The organism is Spirochaeta isovalerica, assembly GCF_014207565.1.
In the GTDB taxonomy this organism is placed as follows: Bacteria; Spirochaetota; Spirochaetia; order DSM-2461; family DSM-2461; genus Spirochaeta_F; species Spirochaeta_F isovalerica.
The window spans coordinates 24,583-48,811 of record NZ_JACHGJ010000005.1; the positions used below are offsets into that span (position 1 = coordinate 24,583).

Annotated in this window: 25 protein-coding genes; 9 read left to right on the forward strand and 16 right to left on the reverse strand. The window is 48.0% G+C overall.

Annotation, left to right across the window (positions count from 1 at the left end; all coding sequences use genetic code 11):
- Positions 1-30 precede the first annotated feature (30 nt).
- A complete protein-coding gene (gene lepB, locus HNR50_RS13090) occupies positions 31-1,770 on the forward strand; it encodes a signal peptidase I (protein WP_184747226.1) in 1,740 nt (579 codons plus the stop codon).
- Between the two features lie 24 nt (positions 1,771-1,794).
- On the opposite strand, the gene HNR50_RS13095 is transcribed toward lepB, so the two are convergent.
- Positions 1,795-2,367 carry a DJ-1/PfpI family protein gene (locus tag HNR50_RS13095; RefSeq protein ID WP_184747227.1) on the reverse strand — a complete coding sequence of 191 codons (573 nt, stop codon included), beginning with the start codon at positions 2,365-2,367 and terminating at the stop codon, positions 1,795-1,797.
- A gap of 57 nt (positions 2,368-2,424) precedes the next feature.
- Here HNR50_RS13095 and HNR50_RS13100 point away from each other — a divergent pair, with 57 nt between their 5' ends.
- On the forward strand, positions 2,425-4,395 hold the full coding sequence (locus tag HNR50_RS13100; protein ID WP_184747228.1) for a GNAT family N-acetyltransferase: 1,971 nt from the start codon (positions 2,425-2,427) through the stop codon (positions 4,393-4,395).
- Here HNR50_RS13100 and HNR50_RS13105 read toward each other — a convergent pair whose 3' ends face one another.
- Positions 4,396-5,301, reverse strand: a complete 906-nt coding sequence (locus tag HNR50_RS13105) for an ATP-binding protein (protein WP_221439877.1) — start codon at positions 5,299-5,301, stop codon at positions 4,396-4,398. It lies immediately after the preceding gene.
- A gap of 190 nt (positions 5,302-5,491) precedes the next feature.
- Between HNR50_RS13105 and HNR50_RS13110 the strand changes: the two genes are divergently transcribed.
- Positions 5,492-5,632 (forward strand): hypothetical protein, encoded by a 141-nt coding sequence (locus tag HNR50_RS13110; RefSeq protein ID WP_184747230.1) that lies wholly within the window; start codon positions 5,492-5,494, stop codon positions 5,630-5,632.
- A 6-nt stretch (positions 5,633-5,638) separates the two neighbouring features.
- Here the strand turns inward: HNR50_RS13110 and HNR50_RS13115 are convergent, their stop codons facing one another.
- Positions 5,639-6,037, reverse strand: coding sequence for a hypothetical protein (locus HNR50_RS13115; protein WP_184747231.1), 399 nt, complete (start codon positions 6,035-6,037; stop codon positions 5,639-5,641).
- Positions 6,038-6,099: 62 nt separating this feature from the next.
- On the reverse strand, positions 6,100-7,341 hold the full coding sequence (locus HNR50_RS13120) for a sensor domain-containing diguanylate cyclase (protein WP_184747232.1): 1,242 nt from the start codon (positions 7,339-7,341) through the stop codon (positions 6,100-6,102).
- 98 nt (positions 7,342-7,439) lie between these two features.
- Here HNR50_RS13120 and HNR50_RS13125 point away from each other — a divergent pair, with 98 nt between their 5' ends.
- Both HNR50_RS13125 and HNR50_RS13130 read left to right on the forward strand, forming a co-directional pair.
- The gene (locus HNR50_RS13125; protein WP_184747233.1) at positions 7,440-8,651 is read left to right on the forward strand and encodes an MFS transporter; all 1,212 of its coding nucleotides are present in this window, start codon (positions 7,440-7,442) and stop codon (positions 8,649-8,651) included.
- The gene (locus HNR50_RS13130; RefSeq protein ID WP_184747234.1) at positions 8,651-9,274 is read left to right on the forward strand and encodes a histidine phosphatase family protein; all 624 of its coding nucleotides are present in this window, start codon (positions 8,651-8,653) and stop codon (positions 9,272-9,274) included. Before HNR50_RS13125 ends, HNR50_RS13130 begins: the two co-directional genes overlap by 1 nt.
- Here the strand turns inward: HNR50_RS13130 and HNR50_RS13135 are convergent.
- The 8 genes from HNR50_RS13135 to HNR50_RS13170 all read right to left on the reverse strand — a co-directional run bounded on the left by HNR50_RS13135 (position 9,262) and on the right by HNR50_RS13170 (position 17,670).
- A complete protein-coding gene (locus tag HNR50_RS13135; protein WP_184747235.1) occupies positions 9,262-10,629 on the reverse strand; it encodes an Hsp70 family protein in 1,368 nt (455 codons plus the stop codon). The two genes, HNR50_RS13130 and HNR50_RS13135, sit on opposite strands and share 13 nt — an antisense overlap.
- A 142-nt stretch (positions 10,630-10,771) precedes the next feature.
- Complete coding sequence (gene pgmB, locus HNR50_RS13140) at positions 10,772-11,428, reverse strand: beta-phosphoglucomutase (RefSeq protein WP_221439878.1); 657 nt, start codon at positions 11,426-11,428, stop codon at positions 10,772-10,774.
- Positions 11,429-11,719: 291 nt separating this feature from the next.
- Complete coding sequence (locus tag HNR50_RS13145) at positions 11,720-12,616, reverse strand: carbohydrate ABC transporter permease (protein ID WP_184747236.1); 897 nt, start codon at positions 12,614-12,616, stop codon at positions 11,720-11,722.
- Positions 12,616-13,503 carry a carbohydrate ABC transporter permease gene (locus tag HNR50_RS13150; protein WP_184747237.1) on the reverse strand — a complete coding sequence of 296 codons (888 nt, stop codon included), beginning with the start codon at positions 13,501-13,503 and terminating at the stop codon, positions 12,616-12,618. Before HNR50_RS13150 ends, HNR50_RS13145 begins: the two co-directional genes overlap by 1 nt.
- Before the next feature lie 97 nt (positions 13,504-13,600).
- Positions 13,601-14,878 (reverse strand): ABC transporter substrate-binding protein, encoded by a 1,278-nt coding sequence (locus tag HNR50_RS13155; protein WP_184747238.1) that lies wholly within the window; start codon positions 14,876-14,878, stop codon positions 13,601-13,603.
- A gap of 60 nt (positions 14,879-14,938) precedes the next feature.
- On the reverse strand, positions 14,939-15,961 hold the full coding sequence (locus HNR50_RS13160) for a LacI family DNA-binding transcriptional regulator (protein ID WP_184747239.1): 1,023 nt from the start codon (positions 15,959-15,961) through the stop codon (positions 14,939-14,941).
- 350 nt (positions 15,962-16,311) lie between these two features.
- The gene (locus HNR50_RS13165; RefSeq protein WP_184747240.1) at positions 16,312-16,947 is read right to left on the reverse strand and encodes a hypothetical protein; all 636 of its coding nucleotides are present in this window, start codon (positions 16,945-16,947) and stop codon (positions 16,312-16,314) included.
- A gap of 96 nt (positions 16,948-17,043) precedes the next feature.
- Complete coding sequence (locus tag HNR50_RS13170) at positions 17,044-17,670, reverse strand: hypothetical protein (protein WP_221439879.1); 627 nt, start codon at positions 17,668-17,670, stop codon at positions 17,044-17,046.
- Between the two features lie 44 nt (positions 17,671-17,714).
- Here HNR50_RS13170 and HNR50_RS13175 point away from each other — a divergent pair, with 44 nt between their 5' ends.
- Positions 17,715-18,647, forward strand: a complete 933-nt coding sequence (locus HNR50_RS13175; protein WP_184747241.1) for a DMT family transporter — start codon at positions 17,715-17,717, stop codon at positions 18,645-18,647.
- A gap of 297 nt (positions 18,648-18,944) precedes the next feature.
- Here HNR50_RS13175 and HNR50_RS13180 read toward each other — a convergent pair whose 3' ends face one another.
- Complete coding sequence (locus HNR50_RS13180; protein ID WP_184747242.1) at positions 18,945-19,505, reverse strand: DUF1847 domain-containing protein; 561 nt, start codon at positions 19,503-19,505, stop codon at positions 18,945-18,947.
- A 126-nt stretch (positions 19,506-19,631) separates the two neighbouring features.
- Between HNR50_RS13180 and HNR50_RS13185 the strand changes: the two genes are divergently transcribed.
- Positions 19,632-20,390, forward strand: a complete 759-nt coding sequence (locus HNR50_RS13185; RefSeq protein ID WP_184747243.1) for a methyltransferase domain-containing protein — start codon at positions 19,632-19,634, stop codon at positions 20,388-20,390.
- Positions 20,375-21,538 (forward strand): MFS transporter, encoded by a 1,164-nt coding sequence (locus HNR50_RS13190; RefSeq protein ID WP_184747244.1) that lies wholly within the window; start codon positions 20,375-20,377, stop codon positions 21,536-21,538. The genes HNR50_RS13185 and HNR50_RS13190 overlap by 16 nt, the downstream gene beginning before the upstream one ends.
- Here the strand turns inward: HNR50_RS13190 and HNR50_RS13195 are convergent.
- Positions 21,492-22,151: an HAD family hydrolase gene (locus HNR50_RS13195; RefSeq protein ID WP_184747245.1), complete on the reverse strand. Its 660-nt coding sequence runs from the start codon at positions 22,149-22,151 to the stop codon at positions 21,492-21,494. The two genes, HNR50_RS13190 and HNR50_RS13195, sit on opposite strands and share 47 nt — an antisense overlap.
- A 118-nt stretch (positions 22,152-22,269) precedes the next feature.
- Here HNR50_RS13195 and HNR50_RS13200 point away from each other — a divergent pair, with 118 nt between their 5' ends.
- On the forward strand, positions 22,270-23,169 hold the full coding sequence (locus HNR50_RS13200; protein ID WP_184747246.1) for an adenylate/guanylate cyclase domain-containing protein: 900 nt from the start codon (positions 22,270-22,272) through the stop codon (positions 23,167-23,169).
- On the opposite strand, the gene HNR50_RS13205 is transcribed toward HNR50_RS13200, so the two are convergent.
- Complete coding sequence (locus tag HNR50_RS13205) at positions 23,156-23,497, reverse strand: AzlD domain-containing protein (protein ID WP_221439880.1); 342 nt, start codon at positions 23,495-23,497, stop codon at positions 23,156-23,158. The genes HNR50_RS13200 and HNR50_RS13205 overlap by 14 nt on opposite strands.
- Positions 23,494-24,207: an AzlC family ABC transporter permease gene (locus HNR50_RS13210; protein WP_184747247.1), complete on the reverse strand. Its 714-nt coding sequence runs from the start codon at positions 24,205-24,207 to the stop codon at positions 23,494-23,496. Before HNR50_RS13210 ends, HNR50_RS13205 begins: the two co-directional genes overlap by 4 nt.
- Positions 24,208-24,229 lie beyond the last annotated feature (22 nt).

The window sequence follows — 24,229 nt, forward strand, 5'->3', positions numbered from 1 at the left end:
TAAAGGTGAGTTTTACCTATTCTTTGGTTTATGCAGAAATTCAACAAATACAGCGGAAGACTTATAATTACGACAGCCCTTTATTTTCTCGTTCAGATACTCTATTCATGGAGAATGGAACCGACGGGTAAAGCCCAGCTGTTCAGCCTTGTATCAGCAGCTATTATCGGAGCCAATATCTTCTTTATCATAAGGCTCAACAATAAATTCAGCGATCAGCTATTAAAAGTTTTCAACAGCTATCTGCTGATTTCAACTTTCGGTTTTTATCTGGCATACTGTCTTAAGGCCTCGCTTATAACAAGCGACCCCGATGTTCTGAAAACGCCACTGTTTCTGGAACTGCTTCTGCTGGCTTCACTCTTATTCAATGCCTGGCAGATTTTCCTCTACTCCAGAGAGATAAAAGCCTGGGAGAAGAAAAATGCCAAAAAGAAGAAGAGCCTCTTCGGGGAAATCTTCAGCTGGGTGGATGCCCTTCTATCTGCGGTCATCTTCGTGTTGCTGATCAATATCTTTCTGATTCAGATTTACAGCATTCCCTCTGAGTCGATGTACCCGGTCTTTTTTGTCAAAGACAGACCGGTAGTGGACAAAATAACAAGAGGACCGGAACTCCCCTTCACCAGATTCCGGATCCCCCCGCTTCAGAAAATCCACAGGGGAGACATCGTCACATTCCGGAACCCGAAATACAAAAAAACCGTAGAAAGCGAATTGAAGCATCTTCTCTCCCAGTTCCTTTATATGATTACTTTTACAACCGTCAATATTGACCGCTACGACGAAGCGGGAAATGAAAAAGCCGATCCGCTGGTAAAGAGGGTGGTAGGCCTTCCGGGAGAACAGATTCAGATTATCAATGATGTTATTTATTATCGCGAAAGCCTCGATGAGGAGTTCAAAATTCTGGAAAAAGACATACATTCGGAAACGGATCTTTATACTCTGCCTCAGAGCAGTCTGAACCAGCTCCAGTATCTACCGATCGACAGAGCGGCCAGAGAGATGCTGACCGAATGGGACAGAGCCATCAGCGGTCTCGACCGGACGGCTGTTCTCAACGAAATAGACAATAAGAAGCGTGAAGCGGAAGGAATCCGCAATCGATTGATAGCATCCCATCTCGCCGCGGTTAAAAACGGACTTCAGAACAAATACGACAGAATTAATAAAGGGTACCTATCCATAGATCTGTCATATCAGCCTTTTCAGAAAATTGAAAACCTCCGCGACGACAATGTCCATTTTATCTACAACCTGGACGATGCGGAACTGTGGAGCAGGGGCTGGGAGTTTCTGTCTCACGGAGCCCGGGGCGGAGAGGGAGAATTCTTCGATACGGCATCCAATACGGACCTGAGATACAAGCAGATCGTAAGTTCCTGGATTCTTGACAATCTGCGCTATATGGAAGGTGTTTTCACCGGTCTTCCCACCGATGCGGCCGAGTCCGGACTGGAAGAGGACGAACGGCTTCTGGGAGAGTTTCTGGGCTACATTCTCCGCTACTATGACTTCCGCAACCTTCCCCCTTTCCCGGCGAACGGCCTGATCGAAGATGACAACTACTTCGTCATGGGGGACAACCGGTACAACTCCCTGGACTTGAGGCACGGCCTGAACAAAGCGGACCGCTTCTTCGTGGGAGAGGACGAGAACAGCTTTGTTCACAAGTCCTACCTGCACCCCGTCACCATCGACGAGCGGTGGATCGAGGGATTCGTCGTCTTCCGGCTCTTCCCTCTGGGACGGATCGGCATCCCCTGATAAGAGACTGCTAAGGGGCGGGTATCAATTCCCGCCCATCCACCAGTCCAGGTCCTGCTGCCGCTCTTCTTCGGAGCTGTACATACCCATTACGTCATTCAGCCTTAGGGACATTTCCAGAAAAGCCCTTCCCTGAGAGGTTACCATATTACCGTCGACAACGACCGCCGACTCATTGGTAATGATGCTCTCGCTGAAGAGCGGATATCCCCATTTCCAGTCAGGGCCTATACCGGCACTGTTTCCCGTGCACTTCTTTCCCTTCAGCAGCCCCATGGCCGCCATAAGCCCTGTCCCTCCGCATATTCCCGCGACGACACCGCCCCTGTCTGCCACGGCTGTCAGAAAGCTGCGAAGCGTGGCGTTTTCAAAAAGAGATGTGGGATTGCCGCCGGGAATGACAAATAGATCGATTTCGGCCGGATTTATCTCATCAAGCGTTTTATGGGGAATCATCACCATATTCTCTTCGCTCTTAAAAGGCCGCTGCTCCAGCGCCGCTGTAATAAGACCATCGTGGAATTGAAAAGCCGTACAGGCCACTTCAAAATTGGAAAAATCATCGTAATAGAACAGTAAAGTTTTAATCTTTTTCATAATGTTGAAAAGTATACAGTAATTGTACAGTTCCGTGGGATGATTCATAATAAATATATGGTTGCCATATCAAAAAATTCCATAAGCCCTCTGACGCCGGAGCTTGAGAAGCGGATTCTTCACAATCCTCTGCTCAATATCGATACTTTCATCATCCCCTCCCCCTATGTGAAGAATCCGAATCTGATAAAGGATTATGAACACAGTTTCGTCTATATCCACGAGGGAGAGCTTCTGGGCTACATTCTTGTTTACGCCGACAGGGAGAAGAAAGATTTCCTTATTTACAAAGTGACCACGAGCCCCTTCGGCCGCGGAATGGGGATAGGGACCCTCTTTATCGAATTTCTGGCGGAAATGATTCCCACGGGATCCACCATAAGCCTTTATGTCTGGGAGAAACAGCAGGATACCATGGATTTCTTTTCCAGCATGGGCTTCATATCTGAAGAGTCCATCGTTTACAGGAACCTGATCTATCACTACTTTTCCGCGACCCGGGCTCAGATTATCAAGCGAAGCAGCACCAGGAAGATCCGGGGGAACTCCGCTCTGGAAGAGATAGGCAACACCCGCCACGACGCGCGGAAAGTGGTTCGCCTTCTCTCTTCCATGGTGGAAAAGCTGGCTCTGGAAAACTGCGACCGCATTATCGAAGACATCAACCGGGAAACCACGGGCCTGATCAATATCCTCAACTCTTTCCGGGACAGCATCGAAACCATACATGAAGTGAACCTGAAGGATCTGATTACCGAAAGGATCATTCCCTATATCGAAACGTCCATGAAAGACTGTGATATTAAGTTCCATATGGAGTCCCGAATTTCTTCGATCAAAGGCTCCTATGTCAATATCAGCCGCGCGCTGATCAATCTCTTCGCCAACTCGATTGACGCGATCAAGGAGAAAGGAGAGAGGGGCATGATCACCATTCAGCTCTCTCAGGATGAGGAAAACGTCTACCTGATGGTCGGCGACAACGGCACGGGAATCAAGGCCGAGCTGATGATAAAAGACGAAGAGGGCTATCCCGCCTTCATGGGACAGACAACGAAGATCCGGAAACAGGGGGAAGGGCTCGGAACGGTTCAGATTTTCTCAACCATCGGCGTGGAGAACATCGCCATCAACAGCGTCGTGGGAGAGGGAACCTACTGGACCCTGCGCTTCAAGAAGAAACAGAAAGAGAAGGAAAAGTGGTTCATGAGTCTGGAACGGCGTTACTTCGAGTTTACCGGACTGCAGGAATCGACGAAAATCACAGGAAGAACACCCCACAATGCGGTAATATCCGTCATCTGGCAGATGAGAAAAATGGAAATCTTCCTTTTCGACATCATCATGCAGTTCAGCAAGTTCCACAATATGCGCGATGTCTACCGTCAGATTCTGATTTATCTGCAGGGTTATGAATCGGAGGAAAAGCTGCTGGAGACCATCGAGAGCTACCGCTGCGACCATCCGGTTATCAAGGAATGGATGTACCGCATATCCCTGGCGATCAGAGATACCATGGTGAAGCTGGAAAAACATGTCGACCTGAACGGATACAAAGGGGAACTGTTCAAGAGTTACGGTCAGGCCATCGGCAATATCATGATCTTCACTCTCGATCCGGAAACGGGGAATTTCCTCGTTACGGACCGGAAACTGGCTGAGCATTTCGACTTTGTCTATTACCTGAAAAAGGAACGGGATGATCTGCTGAGAGGGGAATTTATCGGCGATATGAAAAATCCCGACAGCCCTATCCTTTTCGGAGTATGGCATATTGATTCCGATGAGGACCTGTTAGAGAAACTAAAGAAAATACGCGAGGGGGCGCGCCGGCTCGTCGAAATAGGAATTGACGAAACCAAGAAGCTGGCCTTTTACCAGACGACCTATTGCGAAAATGATAAAGATATCAATACGGACAAAACAACGACCTTCGGAGAGTTCATTCATCTGGAGGACCGGGAGCTCGAAAAGTTTATGCGTACAGCCGATGACGAGTTCGCCGGATTCCTGGTGCACAGGGACTAGCTACCCCCGGGCCAGAATAATCTCGATCACCGTACCTTCCGGAGAAGTGCGGATTTTCATATTCCCTTCGTATTTTTCCAGTGTTCGGAGAACCGAAACCATACCCAGGCCGGTTCCCTCTTTTTTTGTCGTTCTGCCGACCTTGAAGGCATCGCACCGGGAACAATCGCCAGTGCAGTCCTTCTCCAGGCAGGCTTTAATACCGGGGCCGTTATCGGAAAAAGAAATAATGCTTTCCGTCGTCTGTCCTTTGATACCTATAGTCAGGACGGGATCGTAATCTTTATGCCCCTGCTCATCCATGGCGGTTTTGTATTCTACCAATGCTTCATAAGCATTTTTCAGAAGGTTTTCAAATATCTGGGAGATCTCCGAGGGGTTCCCGTAAAAAAAGACCTCATCGGTAAATTCAGTATTTGTGGTTACAATCCTGAACTGCTTGTTGATATTGAAAACTTCCAGAAGGCTGTATAGAAGGGCGTTGATGCTGAACTCCATATCGGTTTCCGCCTGGGAGTATTTTGCCAGAGTGAGGATATTGCGAATTTTGGATTGCAGATTTTTATTGCCCTTTCTAACGAACTCGACGGCTTTGTGCTCCACATCCTCCTCAAGCATGCTCACGGCCATGGACATGAGCCCCAGGTCTCCGTTCATATTGTGAACCAGCCCGGAGATGTTTTCTCCGAGATTGACGAAGACACGGCTTTTCTCGATTTGGGTATTCAGCTTCTGATTTTCCAGAGTGAGGCGTTTGATGTCATCTTCGAAGACGATGATGATCAGGAGAATTGTCGTAAATAGAAAATTCAACTGATTAAGAATAAGCCAAAGTCCCAGTTCTTCATCAGCCGTAATGGCCATAATAGGGTTGGACAGGATACTCATGAATATGGATAATCCCAAGAATAAAAGAACAATTATATGGTATAAGGATGTTCGCTTAATGAAGACCGAATGTTTTTTTGAAAGAAAGTAAACGAATATGAAAAGGATATAGCCTACTTTATAGATAACAGCATTGGATACTATGACAAAGCCCGATATGAAATATAAAAAAACGACTTGAATTCTTCTGCTGGCAGGTTTATCCCCGATGGAAAAGAGAATAAGAAACAGCAATTCAAAAACAATAAAAGGGATCAACGAAGAAGCAGCTACTTCTTCGTTGTCCTTGAGGATGGTAAAAACCATTGAAAAAGTGAAAAAGAAAAAGAAAAGGGCGTTTATCTTCTGATAACGACTAATCCCACCAAGTCCCCCGGAGAGACGCTTCTTCGACCGCTCCTCCGGCTTCTCCCTGTCGGTCCCAGTTGGCTTTTTCGATTTTGACCCATTCATCTATTTTTCCTTCATGTTTTTCCTGACCGGGAGTCCGGAAAACTGTAAATCTTTCATCGGGATTCTTTCTGAAATAATCGGTTGCAGGAAATATATCGTGAACAGCTTCGACTGCCAGGAGAATCACACCGCGGCGGAAGAGGTAAATCTTTTGCTCCTCTTCGGCCTCATATCCATTTATCATCTCATATAATTCACCGAATCTCTGGAAAAGTCCACGATTTTTCCATTCATCGACTACAAATCCCTTTACTGATTTTTCTGTTTCTGCCAGAACCTGATCGAAAACACTCTGATTCATAATACACTCCCTTCAGTTTATTTTTCAGAGTATTTTATCATATTATAAACTTTTTCTGTGTATTATTTATCACTCCAGAGAACAACCCTGTTGCGTCCTTCTTCTTTAGCCAGATAGAGCGCCTTATCGGCATGTTTAAGAAGGATTTCCTCCGATAGCCGACGATCGTTTACCGCTACTCCGCAGGAAAAAGTGAATTTGATATCGATTTTGTTATGGGTAACCGTTACAGACCGGACGATATCGAGAAGCTTCTCACCAATAAATACAGCTTCCCTTCGATCGGTCCGGGGCAGCAGGACGAGAAACTCCTCTCCGCCCCAGCGGGCTTTCAAATCAGTCTCCCTGAGATTGTGCCTGAGAATTTCCGCCATTTTTTTAATAACGGCATCTCCCCCGTCATGGCCGAAGCGGTCATTAACCAGCTTGAAGTGATCCAGATCCAGCATGAGAAGAGAGAAGGTTTCTCCCGAACGCCTGTAGTCGCTGATAAAATGCTCGAGAATGCTGCTCATGAAACGGCGGTTGGACAATCCTGTCATATGATCGGTAATGGACAATTCCTCGAGAAGTATATTCTGCTCCCTGATCTTCTCTTCCTGTTTCTTCTGGACGGTTACATCGACGATAAGGCCCTGGACCATCTCGAAATCCCCGTCTTCGGACCGGAAATGGTTATCATAACTTCTGACCCACCTGATTTCTCCGTCCTTCCGGATAATTCTGTATTCCGATTCATTCTCGTAGCCCGGCTTTTCATAAATTTTCAGCCCTTCTTCCGCCATTCTGTCTCTGTCATCGGGATGAATGATTTCCAGCCAGGAAGCCAGATCCCTGGCCTGGTCCTCCGGGTAGCCGCTCAGCTTTTCCAGGGCTCCGGAGGTGAACATGGCCAGACGCTCGGGTTTGAGCATCCTCTGAAAGGCGATTCCCTGGAGGTTTTCTATAAACTGTCTGTAACCTGCCGTGCGGAACTGCATGTATTCCTCTTTCCGCTGATATTCGGTGAAGTCTATACCAATCAGTTCGAAAAGCCCTTCCTCCACCTTGCGCCGCCCCGCTTTCAGGGATTTGCCGGTCCGGGCAAATGTAAGGATCATTGTGTCCCTCGTCAGGATCTTTTCCAGAGAAAGCTCAGTCCTGTCACCGAATGCAATCTGAGCAGCATTTTTCTTTTTATGGCACTCCAGACCTGACAGCTCCCGGAATATAGCATTGCAGTCCAGAAGATAAAGAGAGGTATTATCACATCTGAGAAGAGCGTATGCCATTCCGTATTGATCCGGATCTACCTTTCTTTCCATAGTTTAATTTTCCTATGTAAGCTTTGAAAATTCAAACTGCTTTCATTTTGGTCTTCCCGCCATTGCACGGCTGGACGAAAACTGCTAAAAAGGGAAAGATGATAGTAGACACATCGAAGCTTCCCTGGCTGCGCGGAATGAGCCACAACGGCCGCGTCGTAACCATGACCGAGCCATTCTGGTCCATACCTTTTAATATGTTCACGGTCTATGCCGTCCTTTACATGATGGAACTGGGTTTGACAGAGAGACAGATCGGCCTGACCCAGACAGTTCTCGTTGGCACTCAGATACTATCATCTCTGATTTCGGGGAGCCTGACAGACCGTCTCGGCAGAAAAAAAACAACTGTGATTTTTGATATGATCTCATGGATGGTGGCCTGCCTGGTTTGGGCCACGAGCCGCAGCATCGTCGGGTTTCTCATAGCCGCAGTTCTAAACGGCATCAATAAAGTGGTATATGTCTCCTTCACCTGCATGGTGACAGAAGATGCCACGTCCTCCCAGAGACTGCGAAATTATTCGGGGCTTCACTTTATGGTATTGACCGGTGGCTTTTTCGCTCCACTCGCGGGACTCATAGTCGCCGATAAAGGGATCATCGGCGGCACCAGACTGATTTATCTCGGATCGGCTGTCATAATGGGGCTGATGTTTCTGGTGCGGAATATTCTGTGGACGGAACCGGTTTTCGAAAAAGAGGAAAAGCACACAGGCATGTTAAGGGGATTGAGTGAGTCCCTTTCCTATTTTCTCGCCGACCGGCAGCGGATCATAACATTTGTTCTCCAGGCGGTGGTGCAATTTTTTTATATCTTTAAACCGCTTTTCTATTTTGCCTATCTGAAAGATGTGGCGGGACTGAAATCGGGATTTATTTCCATCGTTCCCATGGTTATTTCCCTTATCACTATGATCGTACTTCTGGGTATTATGCCGAGAGTGAAAAACAGACAGAGAAAGACCATGCTGACAACCGGTTTTCTCGCCGGGAGCCTGTCGCTCCTCCTGCTTCTCCTCTCTCCCGGTCATCACTGGAGCCTGCTGCTTTTCTCCGTTCTTCTCGACGGAATGAGTGCGGCCCTCATACGTCCGCTTCTCGACAGCCTCTGGGCCGATCATCTCGATAACAGAAAAAGGACCAGACAGCTGGCGGCCGGGAATCTACTCTTCGGGCTCCTTTCCATACCGGCGGGAAGCATAGCCGCGGAAATGTACAGCCTCTCCCCCTACCTCCCTTTCGGGACGGCCGGAGCGATTCTCCTGCTCTCCGGCGCTTTGAGCCTGACTCTCAGGAGGCATGAATAATGAAAAAACTCCTGCTGATCCGCCACGGGGAAAGCGAAGCGAACAGAAACCGGATACTGGCGAGCCGCCTCCCCTACCCCCTGACTGATGCGGGAAGAAACGACGCCCGGCTGATTGCAGAAGAACTGAAAAGCAGAACCACACCGGACCGCATCATATCCTCCCCACTCGTACGGGCTCTCGAAACGGCGAAGGAATTCGCCGCAGTCTTCAATCTGCCGGTTAGCGAGGATGAGAGAATCGCCGAGCAGGATCTGGGCATATATTCCGGTATGAACTACGATGAAGTGAAGAGGGAAGAACATTATGAACCGGATCCCCTGAAAAGATGGGACTGGGTTCCCGCGGGCGGCGGAGAGTCCTATTCGATGATAGCCGATAGACTTCTCTCGTTTTTCCGGGAACTGGAAGGGGATGAAAAGGATGAAACTCTTCTCATTGTAACCCATGCTGTGGCTTTCCGTATTATCCGGGCCATACTGAAAAATACCCTCCCACTCTACGAGGCTCCCTTTCCCAACAACGGGGAAATCTGGAGAGTGGATTTTAAGAGGATAGGAGACTGTCACAACATCGATTCAATCTTTCTTGGCGACAGCCGGTCTTTCGTTCACAACCCCTGATAGGATGCCACGGCCAGACCGGCGGCGATCCCCCTGAAGGAATCCCATTCCTCCGGCTCCTGTCCGAGAAGTTCAGCAAGGTGCTGCCTGACGGCGGGAATCCTCGATGACCCCCCGGTGCAGAGGACCCGGCTCAAATCCCTTTTATCAAGCCCCGCTTTGTCCAGAACTTCGGCGACAACTGCCGTGATGTCTTTGAATACAGGTTCAAGGATATCCTTAAAATCGGTCCGGGAAAATTCAACTGAAAGATCTATCTCCTCCATAATAATGGAAGTCATCTCCACAGTAGAGAGCGCGATTTTTGCTTCTTCAATAAGCTCTATGAGCTGAAAAGACCCGTTGAGGCGGATCAGTTTTTTCAGACGTTTCCCTTTTTCACCATTCTGACCGCCGCTTTTTATCAGATTGTTGATCTTTTCCATAAAGCGGGACTGGTTGAGCAGGTATGTGCTCTGCCAGTTGAGAAGGTTTTCTTCAAACTCGGAGAAGTGAAAATCCTCTGCATTCCCGAGACCATCCCCCAGAAAAGGGAAGATTTTATGGCGGTAAATCAGACGGTCGATGTTGTCACCCGCCCGCGGCACACCGGCAACGGCCTTTAAGCTGTAGCGTTTATTTTCCCTCGTCATAATACAGAGGTCGAGAGTTCCTCCTCCGAAGTCGACGACGAGAATGTTTTCGCCTTCCGCCGATTCATGACTGTGGAGATAGCTTAAGGCGGCGGCTTCCGGTTCCATCAGAAAAGAGACATCCCCCAGTCCGGCATTGGCGCAGATAGTTTTCATTCTCTCCAGCGCCAGGGATGTCGCATCCCCCGTTGACCCGCTGTACAGAACCGGACGGCCGACCGCGATCTTTTTCACAATGTTCTTTGTTTGATTTTCTATCTCTCCGCCTATGTGTCTGAGTATGATCGTCAAAATGGCTTCAAGGCGGAACTTTCTGCCGAAAACGTCGAAGCGGTGATCTCCGCTGTCACCGAGGTAACTTTTCATGGACCTGAAAAGCCGTCCAGGCAACTCCGAATCGATCTTCCCTTGAACTATAGTGGTAAAAGTCCGGTCCCGCTCAATGAAATAATCCCGATCCATTTCACCCATATGAACCGTTACGGACCCCACGTCCTTCTGGGAAAGCACGATTTTCCGCCCCGTATTGTCTTCAAGACAGCGGACCAGAGCCTCTGCTCCGACAGAAGGAGATCCTTCCCGGTCCAGATAGAGGGCTGTGGGCATTATGATTCCTTTACCGCTTCTATTGTCCAGCTTCAGATATGTGATTTGTCTGCCGTCGAAGACCGCTACCGTCGTATTGGACGTTCCGAAGTCGATCCCAATCCCCAGCTCTGTCATGGTGAATATCCTCAATATGCTGATTTAGTAAAACTTTTAATATTTAATAGGTAAAACTCTCAATTGTACAGTACAGACCGGTAGGAAAATAAAAAAGGGAGTCCGCCTCTGCCGTCTCCCCATAAATAGTATATAAAAATAATCAGCCAGGAATCAGGGATTGCAAATCATCAAGGGCTATCAGCCCCGGTTCGTCATAACGGATATGAGCTGCGCCGACGCGGTTTTCCGGCCCGATCCCCACAGTTTTCATTCCCCCTTCCAGGGCCGCTTTCACACCGGCTTCCGCATCCTCAACAACAATACACTGCGTTACCGGAAGCCCCAGCTGTCCGGCGGCATGAATGAAAACGTCGGGAGCCGGTTTCGGACGAACCACTGAATACCCGTCGCTCAACCCGTCAAAAAAGGAAATGAGTTCCAGTTTTTCCAGAATGAAACGGGCATTGCGGCTGGCTGACGCAAGGGAAATCTTCCACCCCCTCCGGCGGATGCCTTTCAGCAGATCTTCGACCCCGGGAAGAATGTCCTGGCGGGAAATCCCTTCCAGCAATGTCTGATAGTATGCATTCTTATCATCCATGCACCGGAGGATTCTCTCCTCCTCCATATTTGATCCCTTAAGAATGATTTCTAAGGATTTGCGCCTTGAAACGCCTCTGAGCTGCTCATTTACCGTTCTGTCAAAACTGAGTCCCTCTCTATCCGCAAGCCACTGCCAGGCTTTGTAATGAAATTCAGCCGTATCGGTAATGACACCATCGAGATCAAATATGATCCCCAGTATTCTCTCACCCAAAATAAACTTCTCCTTTATCGTACAGAAACATCTTATTTACTCCCCCTCTTACAAGGACATGAACAGAGGAAACGGACTGACGTATTATCTTCAACATCATTCCCGTAATTCTGATGAAAAGCGGCATCCGGCAGGAATGTGAGGGGGATGTCATAGATATCCCATGCCGCCCGATGCTTTAAACGAAACGATTAATCACCTCTTCACAGTAAAGAGAGCCGCCGCTGAAGACTTCCCGGAATTCAACGGCGGCTCTTTAAGGTATTATTAAAGCAGGCGATTTAATTCGTTCTACTTAATAGCTCCTTCAACCATCCCCTTTATGATGTATCTCTGAGCAAAAAGATAGAGAACGATAACGGGTAAAATGGCCAGCAGGGTCGATGTCAGAATCAGGTCCCATTGTTTCAGGTAGGCTCCGGCAAAAGCCGTTACCGCGATGGGAATAGTCTGAACCGCTCCGTTCGATCCCAAAACGAGGACCGGAAGCAGATAGTCATTCCAGATCCAGATTCCGTTCAGAATCAAAACCGTTACCATAATCGGCTTGAGAAGAGGAAAGACGATCTGAAAAAAGATTCTCTGCTGGGTACAACCGTCAATAGTTGCGGCCTCCTCCAGCTCATAGGGAATATTCTTGATAAATCCATGGAAAATAAAAATGGAAAGGGAAGACCCGAATCCCAGATAAGCGAAAACCATACCCGGTATGGTTCCCAGCAATTTGAAATTGAGGAAATCTCCCAGAACCCTCATCCAGCGAACCAGAGGATACATAAGAACCTGGAAGGGAATAACCATGGCGGCAACGAAGATCATAAAGATCCAGACAGCCCAGTCTCTGTGATTCCGGACCAGAACCCAGGCAGCCATGGCCGAAAAAACAACAATAACCAGGAGGGAGAGGAATGTGATCAGAAAACTGTCGACAAAGGCTCCCAGATAGTCCACTGTCCTGTTGTTGAAAATCAATGAGATATTTGTCCAGAGCTGACCCCAGCTTTCAGGCCAGGCAATAGCGTTGTAGATTATCTCTTTTGATGTTTTGGCTGAATTCAGAACGACCATGACAAAGGGAACCATAAAGAGAATAAACAGAAAAATGGTTATGGCTTCCAGAGTAATTCTACCGGCTCTGCGGGAATTCCCACCGACGCCTTTTTGACTCAATCGACTTAAACTACTCATTACATTTCCACCTCTTTTCTCTTGTTTATAGTAACCTGTATTAACGCCACTATGACCAGGGTGAGAAAGAGCACGACAGCTTTAGCCTGAGCTTCCGCCATCTTATTCGCCTGGGCCGTATCGACAATATTCATAGCAAACATCTGACTGGCTTTGACCGGAGTGCCCAGAAAGCGCGTAGCCGGCCCTCCGTTGGTCAGAGTGAAGTTCATATCAAAAAGCTTGAAGGAATTGGTCAGGGTCAAAAAGAGCGAAATGGTGAATGCGTTAGCCATCATGGGAATGAGAATATGGATCACTCTTTTAAGATATGGCGCGCCGTCAACCTGAGCGGCTTCCATCAATGAAGCGGGTATGCTCTGAATTGACGCCACATAAATGAGCATGAGATATCCGGAATACTGCCAGGTGTTGACAACGGACATGGCCCAGATAACCGTATCGGGCTTGCTGAGGAAAGAAGCCTGCAGAAAGCCAATGGAAAGACTGTCTCCGATAGCGAGGAAAATATTGTTGAAAAGGAACTGCCAGATGTAACCGAGTACGATCCCGCCGATCAGGTAGGGTACGAAAAAACCGGCCCGGTAAAAATTCCGGAGCTTGAGGTTACTTGTGACAATAAGAGATAATGAGAAACTGACTATATTTACCAGAATGACGTTTATGGCGGTAAAAGCTATAGTAATGACAAATGAGTGCAGAAAATCAGGTAAGGTAAACAGATTCATATAATGCTTGAATCCAATGAAATTGATATTGGGGCTGACTCCGTTCCAATCGGTCAGAGAATAATACAGCCCGAAAAAAAACGGAACCACGATAATCATGACAAATGCAAAAACCGTGGGAAAGAGAAATAGGATATTGACTAATCGTTTATTGTTCATCCCGGGGAACTCCTGGTAATTTTATCTGTGATGATTTTCACAAATAAACAAATGGATGAAGACGCGCGGTTTGACAACCGCGCGTCTCAAAAAATACTTACATGTTAGGAAGCTGAGCGAAAGCGTCTTTCATATCAGCAATAAACTGTTCAAGATCATCCTGATTCTGAGCGAAAAGGTCATAAATAGGTCCGAAAACGTTCTGACCGGCACCATCGGGAAGCATTCCGAAGAATACGCCGTAGTTTCCGCCCTTGGCGTTAGCAGCCATTAAAGCCTGGCTCAACTGTCCGGTAGGTTTGATTTCCACGGATTTGAATGCGGGAATCATACCGGCTTCATTTACGATGTAGGACTGACCATCGGCTGTAGTTGCCATTGCAGTGAGGAATGCTTTAGCCTCTTCCGCTCTGGGGCTCTGGCTGTTCACACAGTACCAGCTGGGAGCGAAGAGATAGAGACCTGTCTGAGGTTTTTCTGTGAAGGCGTGGGGAGCATAACCCATTTTGAAAGTTACGCCGAGCTGCTTCATGTTGGGATCAACCCAGTTCCCCTGGTGGAGGAATGCTGTTTTGCCCTGGGCAAAAGATCCGACCTGATCGTCATAGCTTCCGTTGAGAAGGATATTCTGGTCGGCATATTTGAAGAGAAGCTGTACGTATTTTGCATATTCGCGGAAGCGGGGCTCATCCATTTTTCCGGCAAGAGCTTCTTCGATAACACTTGTGTCATTGAAGTCGAGACCGCCGCCCCAGTAGGCTGCCAGGTTGTGCTGACCGGCTACCCACCACATACCGCCGGCTACGGAAGCAGCCATGGCTACGGGTGCATCGATTCCCAGTTCGTCTTTCTTGGCTTCGAGTGTCATGAATGCTTTTTCATAAGCGCTTCTGGTAGTCAGAGTTGCGGGATCGATTCCGGCTTTAGCAAGGATATCGGCATTATAGGCCAGTCCGTAACCTTCGATAGCTACAGGAAAACCATAAGCACTTCCATCGACCATGAATGCCAGATCGGTATCTTTCAGCCAGGGCTGATCATCGAGGTTGGCAATATAGTCTTTCCATACATCGTAGCCGCCCTTTCCTTCGATAACAAAGATATCGGGCATTTCGCCGGCCTGCGCTTTTGCTTTCATGGCACCGCCGAAGTCGGCACCGCCACCAAGTGTTTCAACTTTTACTGTAACACCGGGAGTCATTTCGGAATACTTGGCCGCATAAGCATCCAGAGCATCCTTGATCTCTACTTTCAGCTGGAACATTGTAACGGTAACATCACCGCCGTCAGCCATGTCTTTGTCTCCCTGCTGTCCACCGGCGTAAACCGCTGTAGCCAGCATAACCATCAGTAAAAGCGATAAAACTTTTTTCATTCTTTACTCCTTTAAGTAATTTCCTAATATAAAAACTGCCCCATGCAGTTTAAATCCCTACTAAGATGTTTCCCTCACAACGATATGGGGGAATAAGACTTCCTGTATCCTCGATTCGTTATTGCGCTTGTTGATCAGATCTATGATTCTGTCGCAAGCCAGTTCGGCCAGTTTTTTTCTCGGCTGATGAACCGTAGTCAGCTGCGGATTAGTCGACTCGCAAATCGGCGCGTCGTCATAACCGATGACTTTAAGATCTTCCGGTATACGGATACCCCTCTCTCTGGCCGCTGTCAGAAACCCGAAGGCCTGAATATCAGTCTGAAAGAAAATTCCGTCGACATTTGCCAGAATTTCCGGGATGCTGTTAAAAAGGTAGTACCCTTTCAGGTAAGTGCTGTCTATGGCGACAACCAGTTCTTCCTTAAAGGGGATATTATTGTCTTCCAAAGCCTGCTTATACCCCTGGGTTCTCAATTTGAATTCTTCCGAATCAAAATCGGTCGTCGGTACGGTCAGAATCTTTTTACACCCCTGCCTGATCAGATAATCCGTTGCAATCCGCCCGCCCATGAAATGATCGGTAAAAAAATAATCAAGCTCCTCTTTGTTGCAGTAAATCGGGGGCATGTGAAGCTGAACCACCGGCAAACCGGACCTTCTTATACTTTCGTAATCCCTTTTAGTTATAAGATTATGCACGATAAGGAAGCCGTCAACCTTTTGCTGCCTCAAAAGCCGGCTGATATTGCTGGCTCCCGTATCAGGGTGGTATCCCTCGAGGAGAATAACATCCATATCCATTCTTTCCAGAAAGTGGCGGAGTTCGATAAAAAGCTGACTGACATAAAGCGATGAACCGAACTGATCGTATTTCGCCTGATAGACGACAGCAATATTGCCTGTCTTTCGCCCGCTCAAACTTCTTGCCCCTGCATTGAACTCGAAGTTCATGGTCCGGGCGATATCTTTTATTTTATCCTTGGTAGCCGGACTGATCTGAGGACTGTCATTTAATGCACGGGAGACGGTGGAATGACTTACACCGGCAACTGCTGCTATGTCCTTTATCGTAACCTTCAAACCCCTACCCTGTGCACACGTTATTTTTGCATTATGCTATATACCTATATATTAAGTATTTACTTCTACGCACACGTGTGCACTTAATTTATAATACAAGCACTTACCCAATATGTCAAATGAATTTCCGACAATGATAAAAGCCTGTCAAATCCTGTTGAGAAAAGTATTTATGGATTGAAAAGTTAAAAAGGTGTAAAATATTTTTACAAATCGAAAGGGAGGTTTATTATGATCCGAAAGGAACACTCCCCCAGGTTATGCCTCGATTGAGGCTTTAATATATGCAAGCCGTCCTCAGGGATATCCTATCCCGGCAGGACGGCTTCTATTTTTTTATTGGCAAAAGCTCAGTAACCGAAGCTGAAGCTACCGCTGTTTGTCCGCAGGGAAATGAATTTTCCGTTCAGGGGTTTCGCATTACCGAGATTGAATTTATACACCCATCCGTCTCGCATTGGATCGGCGATTTTAACATCGCCCGTATTGCTGTTCACTTCCAGTTTCACGGGAATGGTCGCATCTTTGTTGGTATTGGTAAGCAGGGAAGCAAACCGGTTCAGATCGTAATCGGCAACCAGTTCCATTTCATGATGGCTGAGGCTTTTATAGACCTGGGCGCTCAAGCCGTTGGTAATCCCCGAAGGATCGGTATCGTAATTCAGCCAGAGAAGATAGGATTTATCATTCCCCCATGCTTTTCCGGGAGCCGGATTGTTAACGAACAAATGGATTCCGAAACCTGCATGAAGGTCTTCGGTGCCACCATCTTCATAGCGGACATTAAAATCATACACAACAGTTCCCTCCTGGGGGAAGGGAATATCGACCCGGGCCATACCGGCTAAAAGATCTTTCTGAACAAGGCGGTTGCCCTGCATTTCCCACTGACCGTAGGCATAATGGAATTCATCGACAGACAGCGCCGCAGAGGAGAACAGAAAGAAGAACAGCAGGGCTGTAACCAAAAGAGATGTTTTTTTCATAATAGATCCTCACTATCTTATGCAGTTTTGTACAGTCTATGCCTCAATTCCTGAACTGACAAGAAATTATCTGTTAAATTTCCATGAATGTAAATTTCAGAGACCGGAGCTCATCATTAAAAAGCCCGTAAAAGCGGCATTGGTGGGAGACAGGGAATCGCTGACCTGATCTTTCATTTCACCGATGAGGTCTCTGAATCCCCTGTAAAAATCCCAGGTCGGATAAGGCTTGTAGACCAGATCCTCCACTTCGAAAAACCCTATTACATTCTTTGCAGTCGTGGGTTTGATAAAAACCTCCTTATGGGGACTGAAATAAACGGGAATAACAGTCATAAGGGTCCATTTAGCCAGTTTGCCCAGCTTCAGGATTTCCAGCATCATTTCAAAACCACCGGCCTCATCGCCGTAAAGCCTTTCATAAAGCCCCCTGGAGAGAAGCGCTTTTTCATCAGAGCTGATCATTCGCGCGTAATCACGGAATTTCGGCTTCTCGAAGACCGATACCATAGATGACCGTGTCACGACTTTAATCATGTTTTCCACGATCAATGACGGGTCTTCAAAAAAATCGGGGAGAAAGGACTCCTCTGTCAGCGTTTTCATTTTCTCCGGCTTGTGCTTTCTGGAAATGACGACCATTTCGGGATTACCGAATCCGCCGGGATAGCGGCTGAGAAATTGCTGCTCAGCCTCTTTTAGTTTCTGCAAATTCATCTTCATAACCTTATAATAGACTTATTTCCCGCTACATGGTACAAAAGCCTATGGAAAAAAAAACACTGCGCTCTGATATTCTGCTTATTTTGACTTCCGCCATATGGGGGTTCGCATTTGTCGCTCAGCTTGTCGGCATGGACCACATCGGCCCCTATCTGTACAACGCCATTCGCTTTGCTTTGGGCTCCCTTTCCCTTATGCCACTTATACTTTTCTTCGGGAAGAACAGAAGAGAGGCATACAAATCGTCCGGTTTGAACAGAAAAGGGGTATTGATCGCCGGCATCGCAGCAGGCACAGTGCTGTTTCTCGGAGCATCACTGCAGCAGGTTGGACTCCAGTACACCACAGCGGGTAAAGCGGGCTTCATAACCGGCCTTTACGTTATTCTCGTCCCCATTCTGGGAATTGCCCTCAGTCACAGAACCGGGTTGCCCACATGGATCGGAGCTTTTTTTGCCGCAGCCGGTCTATACCTCATAAGCGTAAAAGGGGGATTTCAAATCGGCAGGGGAGATCTTCTCATACTGGCCTGCTCTCTTTTCTTTGCCATCCATGTTCTGACGATCGATCATTTCTCCAGGAAGATCGATCCCCTGGTCCTGTCTGCCATCCAGTTCGCCGTCTGTTCTTTCTACAGTTTTGCCGTAGCTGTTTTCCGGGAGCCGATTATTCTCGAAGACATTCTGCAGGCGACGATCCCCATTCTATACGGCGGTCTGGGATCGGTAGGGATAGCCTACACGCTACAGGTTGTGGCACAGAAAGACGCCCCACCGGCCCATTCTGCCATAATCATGAGCCTGGAATCGGTATTCGCCGTAATCGGCGGAATTATTTTTCTGGCTGAAGGTATGTCATTACGAGGTTACATCGGCTGCGGACTGATGCTATTGGGGATGCTGGCCAGTCAGTGGGACGTAATTTTCAGAAATTCGATAAAAAAAGAAAAAAAAATGCAAATATCGCCACAAAAATAGGAAATTTTCCTATATACAACAGCTCTTCAGGATGAGAAAATACTATTGTTCCCGGGGGTACTTGAGACATCCGGCCTTACCCCTACACCCGGAACATGGAGAGATGGTTCATCCGGCTTTTACGAAAGCTCTCCGCAAAAGAGAATCTGCTGTTCAACGTGCTTTACCTGATTCTCTTATAGTCTTTGGGAGAATAAACTGATTCAACCGGCCTTGCCGTTCTCCAAAAGATTTTACTGAAATTTTGTGCTTGAAAAAAAAGGGCTGCCTCTATGGAAGGCGGTCTTTTTTTTTGCTTTATTCAGCCTTGTAGTTGATTATAGCTTCAACGGTGTTGTGGCTATACACCCTGTCCTTAACAACAAGTACGGTAAACGGAACTTTGAGTTCCTGATGAAACATGACATCATGTCCGAGGCAGAGTCCCATCTCCACAACGAAGTCGGCTCTTTTATTGAGAAACTCAGCCTGACCCGCGGGATTGCAGGAAATATGGGGAGCCTCTTTGCTTTCATCGATTTCCGGTTCCTTGACGCCGCCCATGGTACATCGGGCCGGCAGGATATTAATTCCCGCTGATTCCATTTTGTACCGCACTTCCTCAGCCAGAACTTCGAGTCCGAAGCAGTATGCCAAGCCGACATTCTCATATCCCTGCAGTTTGCAGAATTCGATGATTTCCTGAAAACGGGACAATTCTCCGGCCCGGCCGTTATCGATGAGCGCTGAACTGGACTTCACCATGCGGGGGTGATCTCCCTCTTTATAACGGGCGACACTGTGATCGTGAAGACCGAAACAATCGGCGCCTCTGGTTTTACAGGATTTATTTGAGCAATCCAGACAATTTAACTGCATGATAACCTCCGATAAAGTCAAGTATATTCACTTTAATATATATAGACAATAACGAATGCTCTGATTCGATCTTTTTTTATTCATCTCTAATTTGATTATAGGGGATTTTCATCTTATTATGGACGGATGGATAGAAATTTCGATTCTCTCGCCTTAAGACTGGAAGATAAAATATACGGAACAGATAAGGGATACATAAGGTTTGAGCTTCTCAAAGAGGATATTCTGGATTTCTGTCCGGATCTGAGAGAAGGAAAGTGGAGGGTTCTGGACGCAGGAGGAGGTACGGGACGTTTTGCCCGGTTCTGCGCGGCTTTCGGGAACGAAGTGCTCCATTGCGATATTTCCGGAACCATGCTGGCCCGTGCGAAAGAGGAGAACAAAGCCGCAGGACTGGATATGAGAATTACATTAAAAAAGTCGAGTCTTATGGAACTATCCCCCGGGAAAGAAGGTCTTTTCGATCTTGTGCTGCTCCACGGCGTGGCCGAGTGGATGGACGACCCTCCCTCTGCGGTCAGGCATTGCGCGACTCTTGTGAAGCCGGGAGGGCTCGCCTCCCTTCTCATATACAACACAAATAAATATCTGCTGAAGCGGGGCCTCAACGGGAGGCTTCTGGTTAAGGATAAACCGAATCACAAACACAGGAAACTCACGCCCACGGGAAAAATGACGCCGGATGAAATTGAAGAAACCCTGAAAACCGTCAGGGGAGAGATTATCCTCCGGTCTGGCATCAGGGTTTTCAATCATTTCCTCCGCTCCATAATCCCCCTTCCTATCAGCCGTGATGAATGGCTGGAATCGGAACGGCTTTATTACAGAAAAGAACCTTTTGCCTCATTGGGAGAACACAGCCACATCATATGGAAAAGAACATAAAACTCCTGGGAATCATTAATTTTTTTACTGATTTCCGTCTCTATTCGCCAGTAGCCATCATCTACTTTTCACAGGTATCGGGTTCCTATATGACGGCTATGCTCGTGTTCTCGGTGACCGGTCTGGCATCGACTTTTTTTGAACTGCCCACGGGGATACTCTCGGACCGCATCGGGAGAAAAATGACTCTGACGGCCGGAGCTTTGGCGGGAACCCTTTCGGTCGGTTTGTACGCGGCGGCGTCCGGATCTTTTCTACTCATGGCAGGCGCGGTTTTCGAAGGGCTCGCATCAGCTTTCTACAGCGGCAATAACAGCGCCCTGCTTTACGACTCACTGAAAGTCCTGGGAAAAGAAAAGGAATTTCACGGCTATTCGGGGCGGGTCAATTCCTTCTTCCAGATAGCCCTGGCCCTTTCGGCACTTCTGGGAGGGATTATCGCCCAGCAGTCCATCAGGCTGGTTCTGATTATTTCCGTCTTTTTTCAGGCGGCGATTATCCCTCTCAGTCTATTTCTCAAAAACCCGCCGAGCGATGGCGATGGAGATAAATCTTCAATGGACATTCTGAAAAAAGCCTTCCGAGCTTTCAGAGAAAACAGGGAACTGAGACGGGTCAGTCTCGCCAATCTCATCTCTGATGCGGGAGGCGAGTCGGCCTATCAGTTTCAGGCGGCTTTCGTCTCTCTGCTCTGGCCCGTATGGGCGGTCGGGCTGGCTAGGACCCTGTCGAATCTGGGCGGCGCCGTAAGCTTCTGGTTCAGCGGAAAAGTTATTGACCGTTACGGTGTACGGACGATGATGCTCGTTTCCAAAATCTACAGCCGGATCACCCATATCATTGCCCTCGGTATTCCGACCATGGCATCGCCGGTGCTGATTTCCACGACATCTCTCTTTTTCGGAGTCAGCTGTACCGCCTCGGAAAGCTTCAACCATAGCCACTTTACCGACAGCGAACGGGCCACAATGGGTTCCATAACATCCTTTGCCGGCGCCCTGCTTTTCGCGGTCTATTCCCCTCTGCTGGGATGGGGCGCCGATCTTCTCGGACCGGCAAAGGCCATGATCATCTCCCAGATCATCATGGTCATTCCCATTCTTATGCTTCTGAAAAAAGAGACAGCAGCTGACCGGGTGCGTCAATGATAAAAGCGGCCTTATGGGCTTTCAACTCCTCTACGGAGCGGAATCCCCAGGATACCCCGACACCAGTCATTCCCGCATTAAGGGCGGTATCCATATCCACCGAAGAATCGCCGACAAAAAGGCATTCATCGGGGGAGACGCCCAGATCGCGAGCCGCCGCGAAAGCTCCTTGGGGATCGGGCTTGGCCGGAATATGGTCTTTCTGTCCCGCAATGGAAACAAAGAGGCCGGGATCGAAATAATGATCTGCGATTTCCTTCACCATTTCATCGGGCTTATTGGAGACGATAGCCATAGGAATTCTCAACGCCTTCAGTTTGGAAAGCATATCGCCTATTCCTTCATAGAGATCTGTTTTATTGTACTGTATGGACCGGTATCCCACACGGAACTCGCTTAAAAGCCTGTCCACCAGCTCATCTGTTACGACTTCCTCCGGAAGAGCCCTGTCTATGAGCTTTCTGGCGCCGTTCCCGACAAACATGAAATAAGACTCACGCGGATGCTCCGGGTATCCCATCTCTTTAAGTATCCTGTTTGAGGCATCGGCGATGTCATCTATGGTATCGAGAAGCGTGCCGTCCATATCGAAAATTACTGCTTTGTATTTCATTCGCTTATTGTGTAGGCTGATGCGGCTTTAATCAAGCCGGTTTTTTCCATCGGACCGTGAACAAAGACTTTTTCCCTGCTATACTTTATGAATAATACGAAAGGGGTTTACCGGGCACATGATGCTGAGGATAGAGGTTAAGGACATTCTTACAAACAGCAGCAGCTTCTATAATCTGTCGGAGGGAGAAATCCTTATGGGCAGAGATCCGCAAGCGCAGATATCCATTGGCAACAAATACATTTCCTCAAGGCACGCCACGATCATCCAGGAAAAGGACAGGCTATACATAAGGGATGAAAAGTCCTCCAACGGGTCGGAGTATTATTCCCATTACAAATGGCTTCCCGTCGGTTCGAAAAAAAGAGAAGTCAGCCTCCCCCTTCAGATCAAACTGGCCGAAGCTGTCGTCGTGACTGTTCAGTCGGGAGAATCTCAGATTGTCTCCCTCACCGAAGTGCAAAACGATTCAGCAATTATGGTTCTGGACATCTGCGGATCCACCAGGCAGTCGGTTTACGATGAACAGATCGCTTTCCATTTAAAGCAAAGGCTGAATACAATTGCCAAACCGATTCTGTACAGCGCCCCGGTTCTATTCTACAAAAATACGGGCGACGGATTTCTCGCGACTTTCGAAAAGTCGACCCAGGCGGCCAATTGCGCCATAAAAATCCTGAAAACACTTCAAAAGAGAAACAGCAGATCAAAAAACCCTCCCATTCAAGTCCGGATAGGCCTTCATAAGGGACAGACCTATGTAATCGACCCGGCTACCGAAGATATACACGGCATAGATATAAACATTACATTCAGAATTGAAGGTCTTAAAAAAAGTTCACTGCCCAAAAGCGGCGATCTGTATGAAGAAAGAGACCGGATTTTCGCTTCGCAGGCATTCTATGAAGATTATATGAAACATACCCGGAGAAAAAAGGATATCCTGATGCCCTGCGGACCGGCGAAGCTGAAGGGAATCCGTGAGAAAATCAGTATATACAAACTCAACTGGCAATAGGCAGAAGCCACGAAAACAGGGCGAAAACAACCAGCCCGGAAATGATGGAAGCCGCCAGCACCTTCTTCGGGAAAAGAAAACCCGCAATCGTAGCGGCGACTGCCGCCGGCAGATAGGCATTTCCCATTGAAATATCCCATTGTCCGTCAGGCAGTAGCACCGAAGGGATGATTATGGCTGTCAGAACGGCAGGCGGAACATAACGGAGGGCTCTCTCCAGGCTTTCGGGAAGGGTGAAACGGCCGGAAAAGGCGAGAAGAACATAGCGGACGGAAAAAGTGACTGCCATCATCCCGAGAATCATGAAAAGTTCCTGCATCGCGGTCATGGCTTCACCTCCCGGCTTTTTTTCATCGAGGCCATTTTTTCCATGGAGACTCCCGCGGCAATGCCGGCCACAGCGGCTAAAATCAGACCCAGTTTATAGGGGAGCTGCCAGCTGATAAGCGAAACGGCGGCGGAAGTGAGAACCGCCATAACCATGGGTTTGCTGCGGATGTAGGGAATGGTCATGCCGATAAATGTGACGACCATGGCCACATCGAGCCCCCAGGCTTCCGCATCGGGGATTCGGCTGCCCACGAGCAGTCCCATCAGCGTCCAGAATTGCCAGTTGAGATACATGGCCAGAGAGGATCCGAGCTGATAGTAGTGTTTAAAGGGAGAGACATCGCTGTTCCTCCACCGACCGGCGGCTACGGCGAATGTTTCATCGGTCAGAAAAAAGGCGAGAACAAAACGCCAGCGCTGATTGAGATTTTTCAGATCCGGAAGCAAAGCCGCGCTGTAAAGCATATGGCGGAGATTGACGACGAAGGTGGTCAGAATGATTATGGAGACGGGAGCGCCCGCTGCCACCAGTCCTACAGCGATAAACTGAGCCGATCCCGCGAAGACAATGGCGGACATGCCCAGAACCGCCGGTGTCGATAATCCGGCGGAAACAGCCAGGGCCCCGTAGATCAATCCGAAAGGGAACGCCCCCAGCAGAAGGGGAAAGGTGTCCCGCATGCCTGTAAAAAATTCTTTTCTGACCATAACGTACTTTATAGAATTTCTA

What these genes read in the sequence shown, in the direction of transcription:
- HNR50_RS13210 (WP_184747247.1), bottom strand. Translation starts at nt 24,207, where the DNA reads ATGGTCAGAAAAGAATTTTTTACAGGCATGCGGGACACCTTTCCCCTT.
- HNR50_RS13185 (WP_184747243.1), top strand. Translation starts at nt 19,632, where the DNA reads ATGGATAGAAATTTCGATTCTCTCGCCTTAAGACTGGAAGATAAAATA.
- lepB (WP_184747226.1), top strand. Translation starts at nt 31, where the DNA reads ATGCAGAAATTCAACAAATACAGCGGAAGACTTATAATTACGACAGCC.
- HNR50_RS13130 (WP_184747234.1), top strand. Translation starts at nt 8,651, where the DNA reads ATGAAAAAACTCCTGCTGATCCGCCACGGGGAAAGCGAAGCGAACAGA.
- HNR50_RS13100 (WP_184747228.1), top strand. Translation starts at nt 2,425, where the DNA reads ATGGTTGCCATATCAAAAAATTCCATAAGCCCTCTGACGCCGGAGCTT.
- HNR50_RS13195 (WP_184747245.1), bottom strand. Translation starts at nt 22,151, where the DNA reads ATGAAATACAAAGCAGTAATTTTCGATATGGACGGCACGCTTCTCGAT.
- HNR50_RS13155 (WP_184747238.1), bottom strand. Translation starts at nt 14,878, where the DNA reads ATGAAAAAAGTTTTATCGCTTTTACTGATGGTTATGCTGGCTACAGCG.
- HNR50_RS13175 (WP_184747241.1), top strand. Translation starts at nt 17,715, where the DNA reads ATGGAAAAAAAAACACTGCGCTCTGATATTCTGCTTATTTTGACTTCC.
- HNR50_RS13190 (WP_184747244.1), top strand. Translation starts at nt 20,375, where the DNA reads ATGGAAAAGAACATAAAACTCCTGGGAATCATTAATTTTTTTACTGAT.
- HNR50_RS13110 (WP_184747230.1), top strand. Translation starts at nt 5,492, where the DNA reads ATGGAAAAGAGAATAAGAAACAGCAATTCAAAAACAATAAAAGGGATC.
- HNR50_RS13165 (WP_184747240.1), bottom strand. Translation starts at nt 16,947, where the DNA reads ATGAAAAAAACATCTCTTTTGGTTACAGCCCTGCTGTTCTTCTTTCTG.
- HNR50_RS13150 (WP_184747237.1), bottom strand. Translation starts at nt 13,503, where the DNA reads ATGAACAATAAACGATTAGTCAATATCCTATTTCTCTTTCCCACGGTT.
- HNR50_RS13145 (WP_184747236.1), bottom strand. Translation starts at nt 12,616, where the DNA reads ATGAGTAGTTTAAGTCGATTGAGTCAAAAAGGCGTCGGTGGGAATTCC.
- HNR50_RS13170 (WP_221439879.1), bottom strand. Translation starts at nt 17,670, where the DNA reads ATGAAGATGAATTTGCAGAAACTAAAAGAGGCTGAGCAGCAATTTCTC.
- HNR50_RS13095 (WP_184747227.1), bottom strand. Translation starts at nt 2,367, where the DNA reads ATGAAAAAGATTAAAACTTTACTGTTCTATTACGATGATTTTTCCAAT.
- HNR50_RS13125 (WP_184747233.1), top strand. Translation starts at nt 7,440, where the DNA reads ATGATAGTAGACACATCGAAGCTTCCCTGGCTGCGCGGAATGAGCCAC.
- HNR50_RS13180 (WP_184747242.1), bottom strand. Translation starts at nt 19,505, where the DNA reads ATGCAGTTAAATTGTCTGGATTGCTCAAATAAATCCTGTAAAACCAGA.
- HNR50_RS13135 (WP_184747235.1), bottom strand. Translation starts at nt 10,629, where the DNA reads ATGACAGAGCTGGGGATTGGGATCGACTTCGGAACGTCCAATACGACG.
- HNR50_RS13120 (WP_184747232.1), bottom strand. Translation starts at nt 7,341, where the DNA reads ATGGAAAGAAAGGTAGATCCGGATCAATACGGAATGGCATACGCTCTT.
- HNR50_RS13205 (WP_221439880.1), bottom strand. Translation starts at nt 23,497, where the DNA reads ATGACCGCGATGCAGGAACTTTTCATGATTCTCGGGATGATGGCAGTC.
- HNR50_RS13115 (WP_184747231.1), bottom strand. Translation starts at nt 6,037, where the DNA reads ATGAATCAGAGTGTTTTCGATCAGGTTCTGGCAGAAACAGAAAAATCA.
- HNR50_RS13200 (WP_184747246.1), top strand. Translation starts at nt 22,270, where the DNA reads ATGATGCTGAGGATAGAGGTTAAGGACATTCTTACAAACAGCAGCAGC.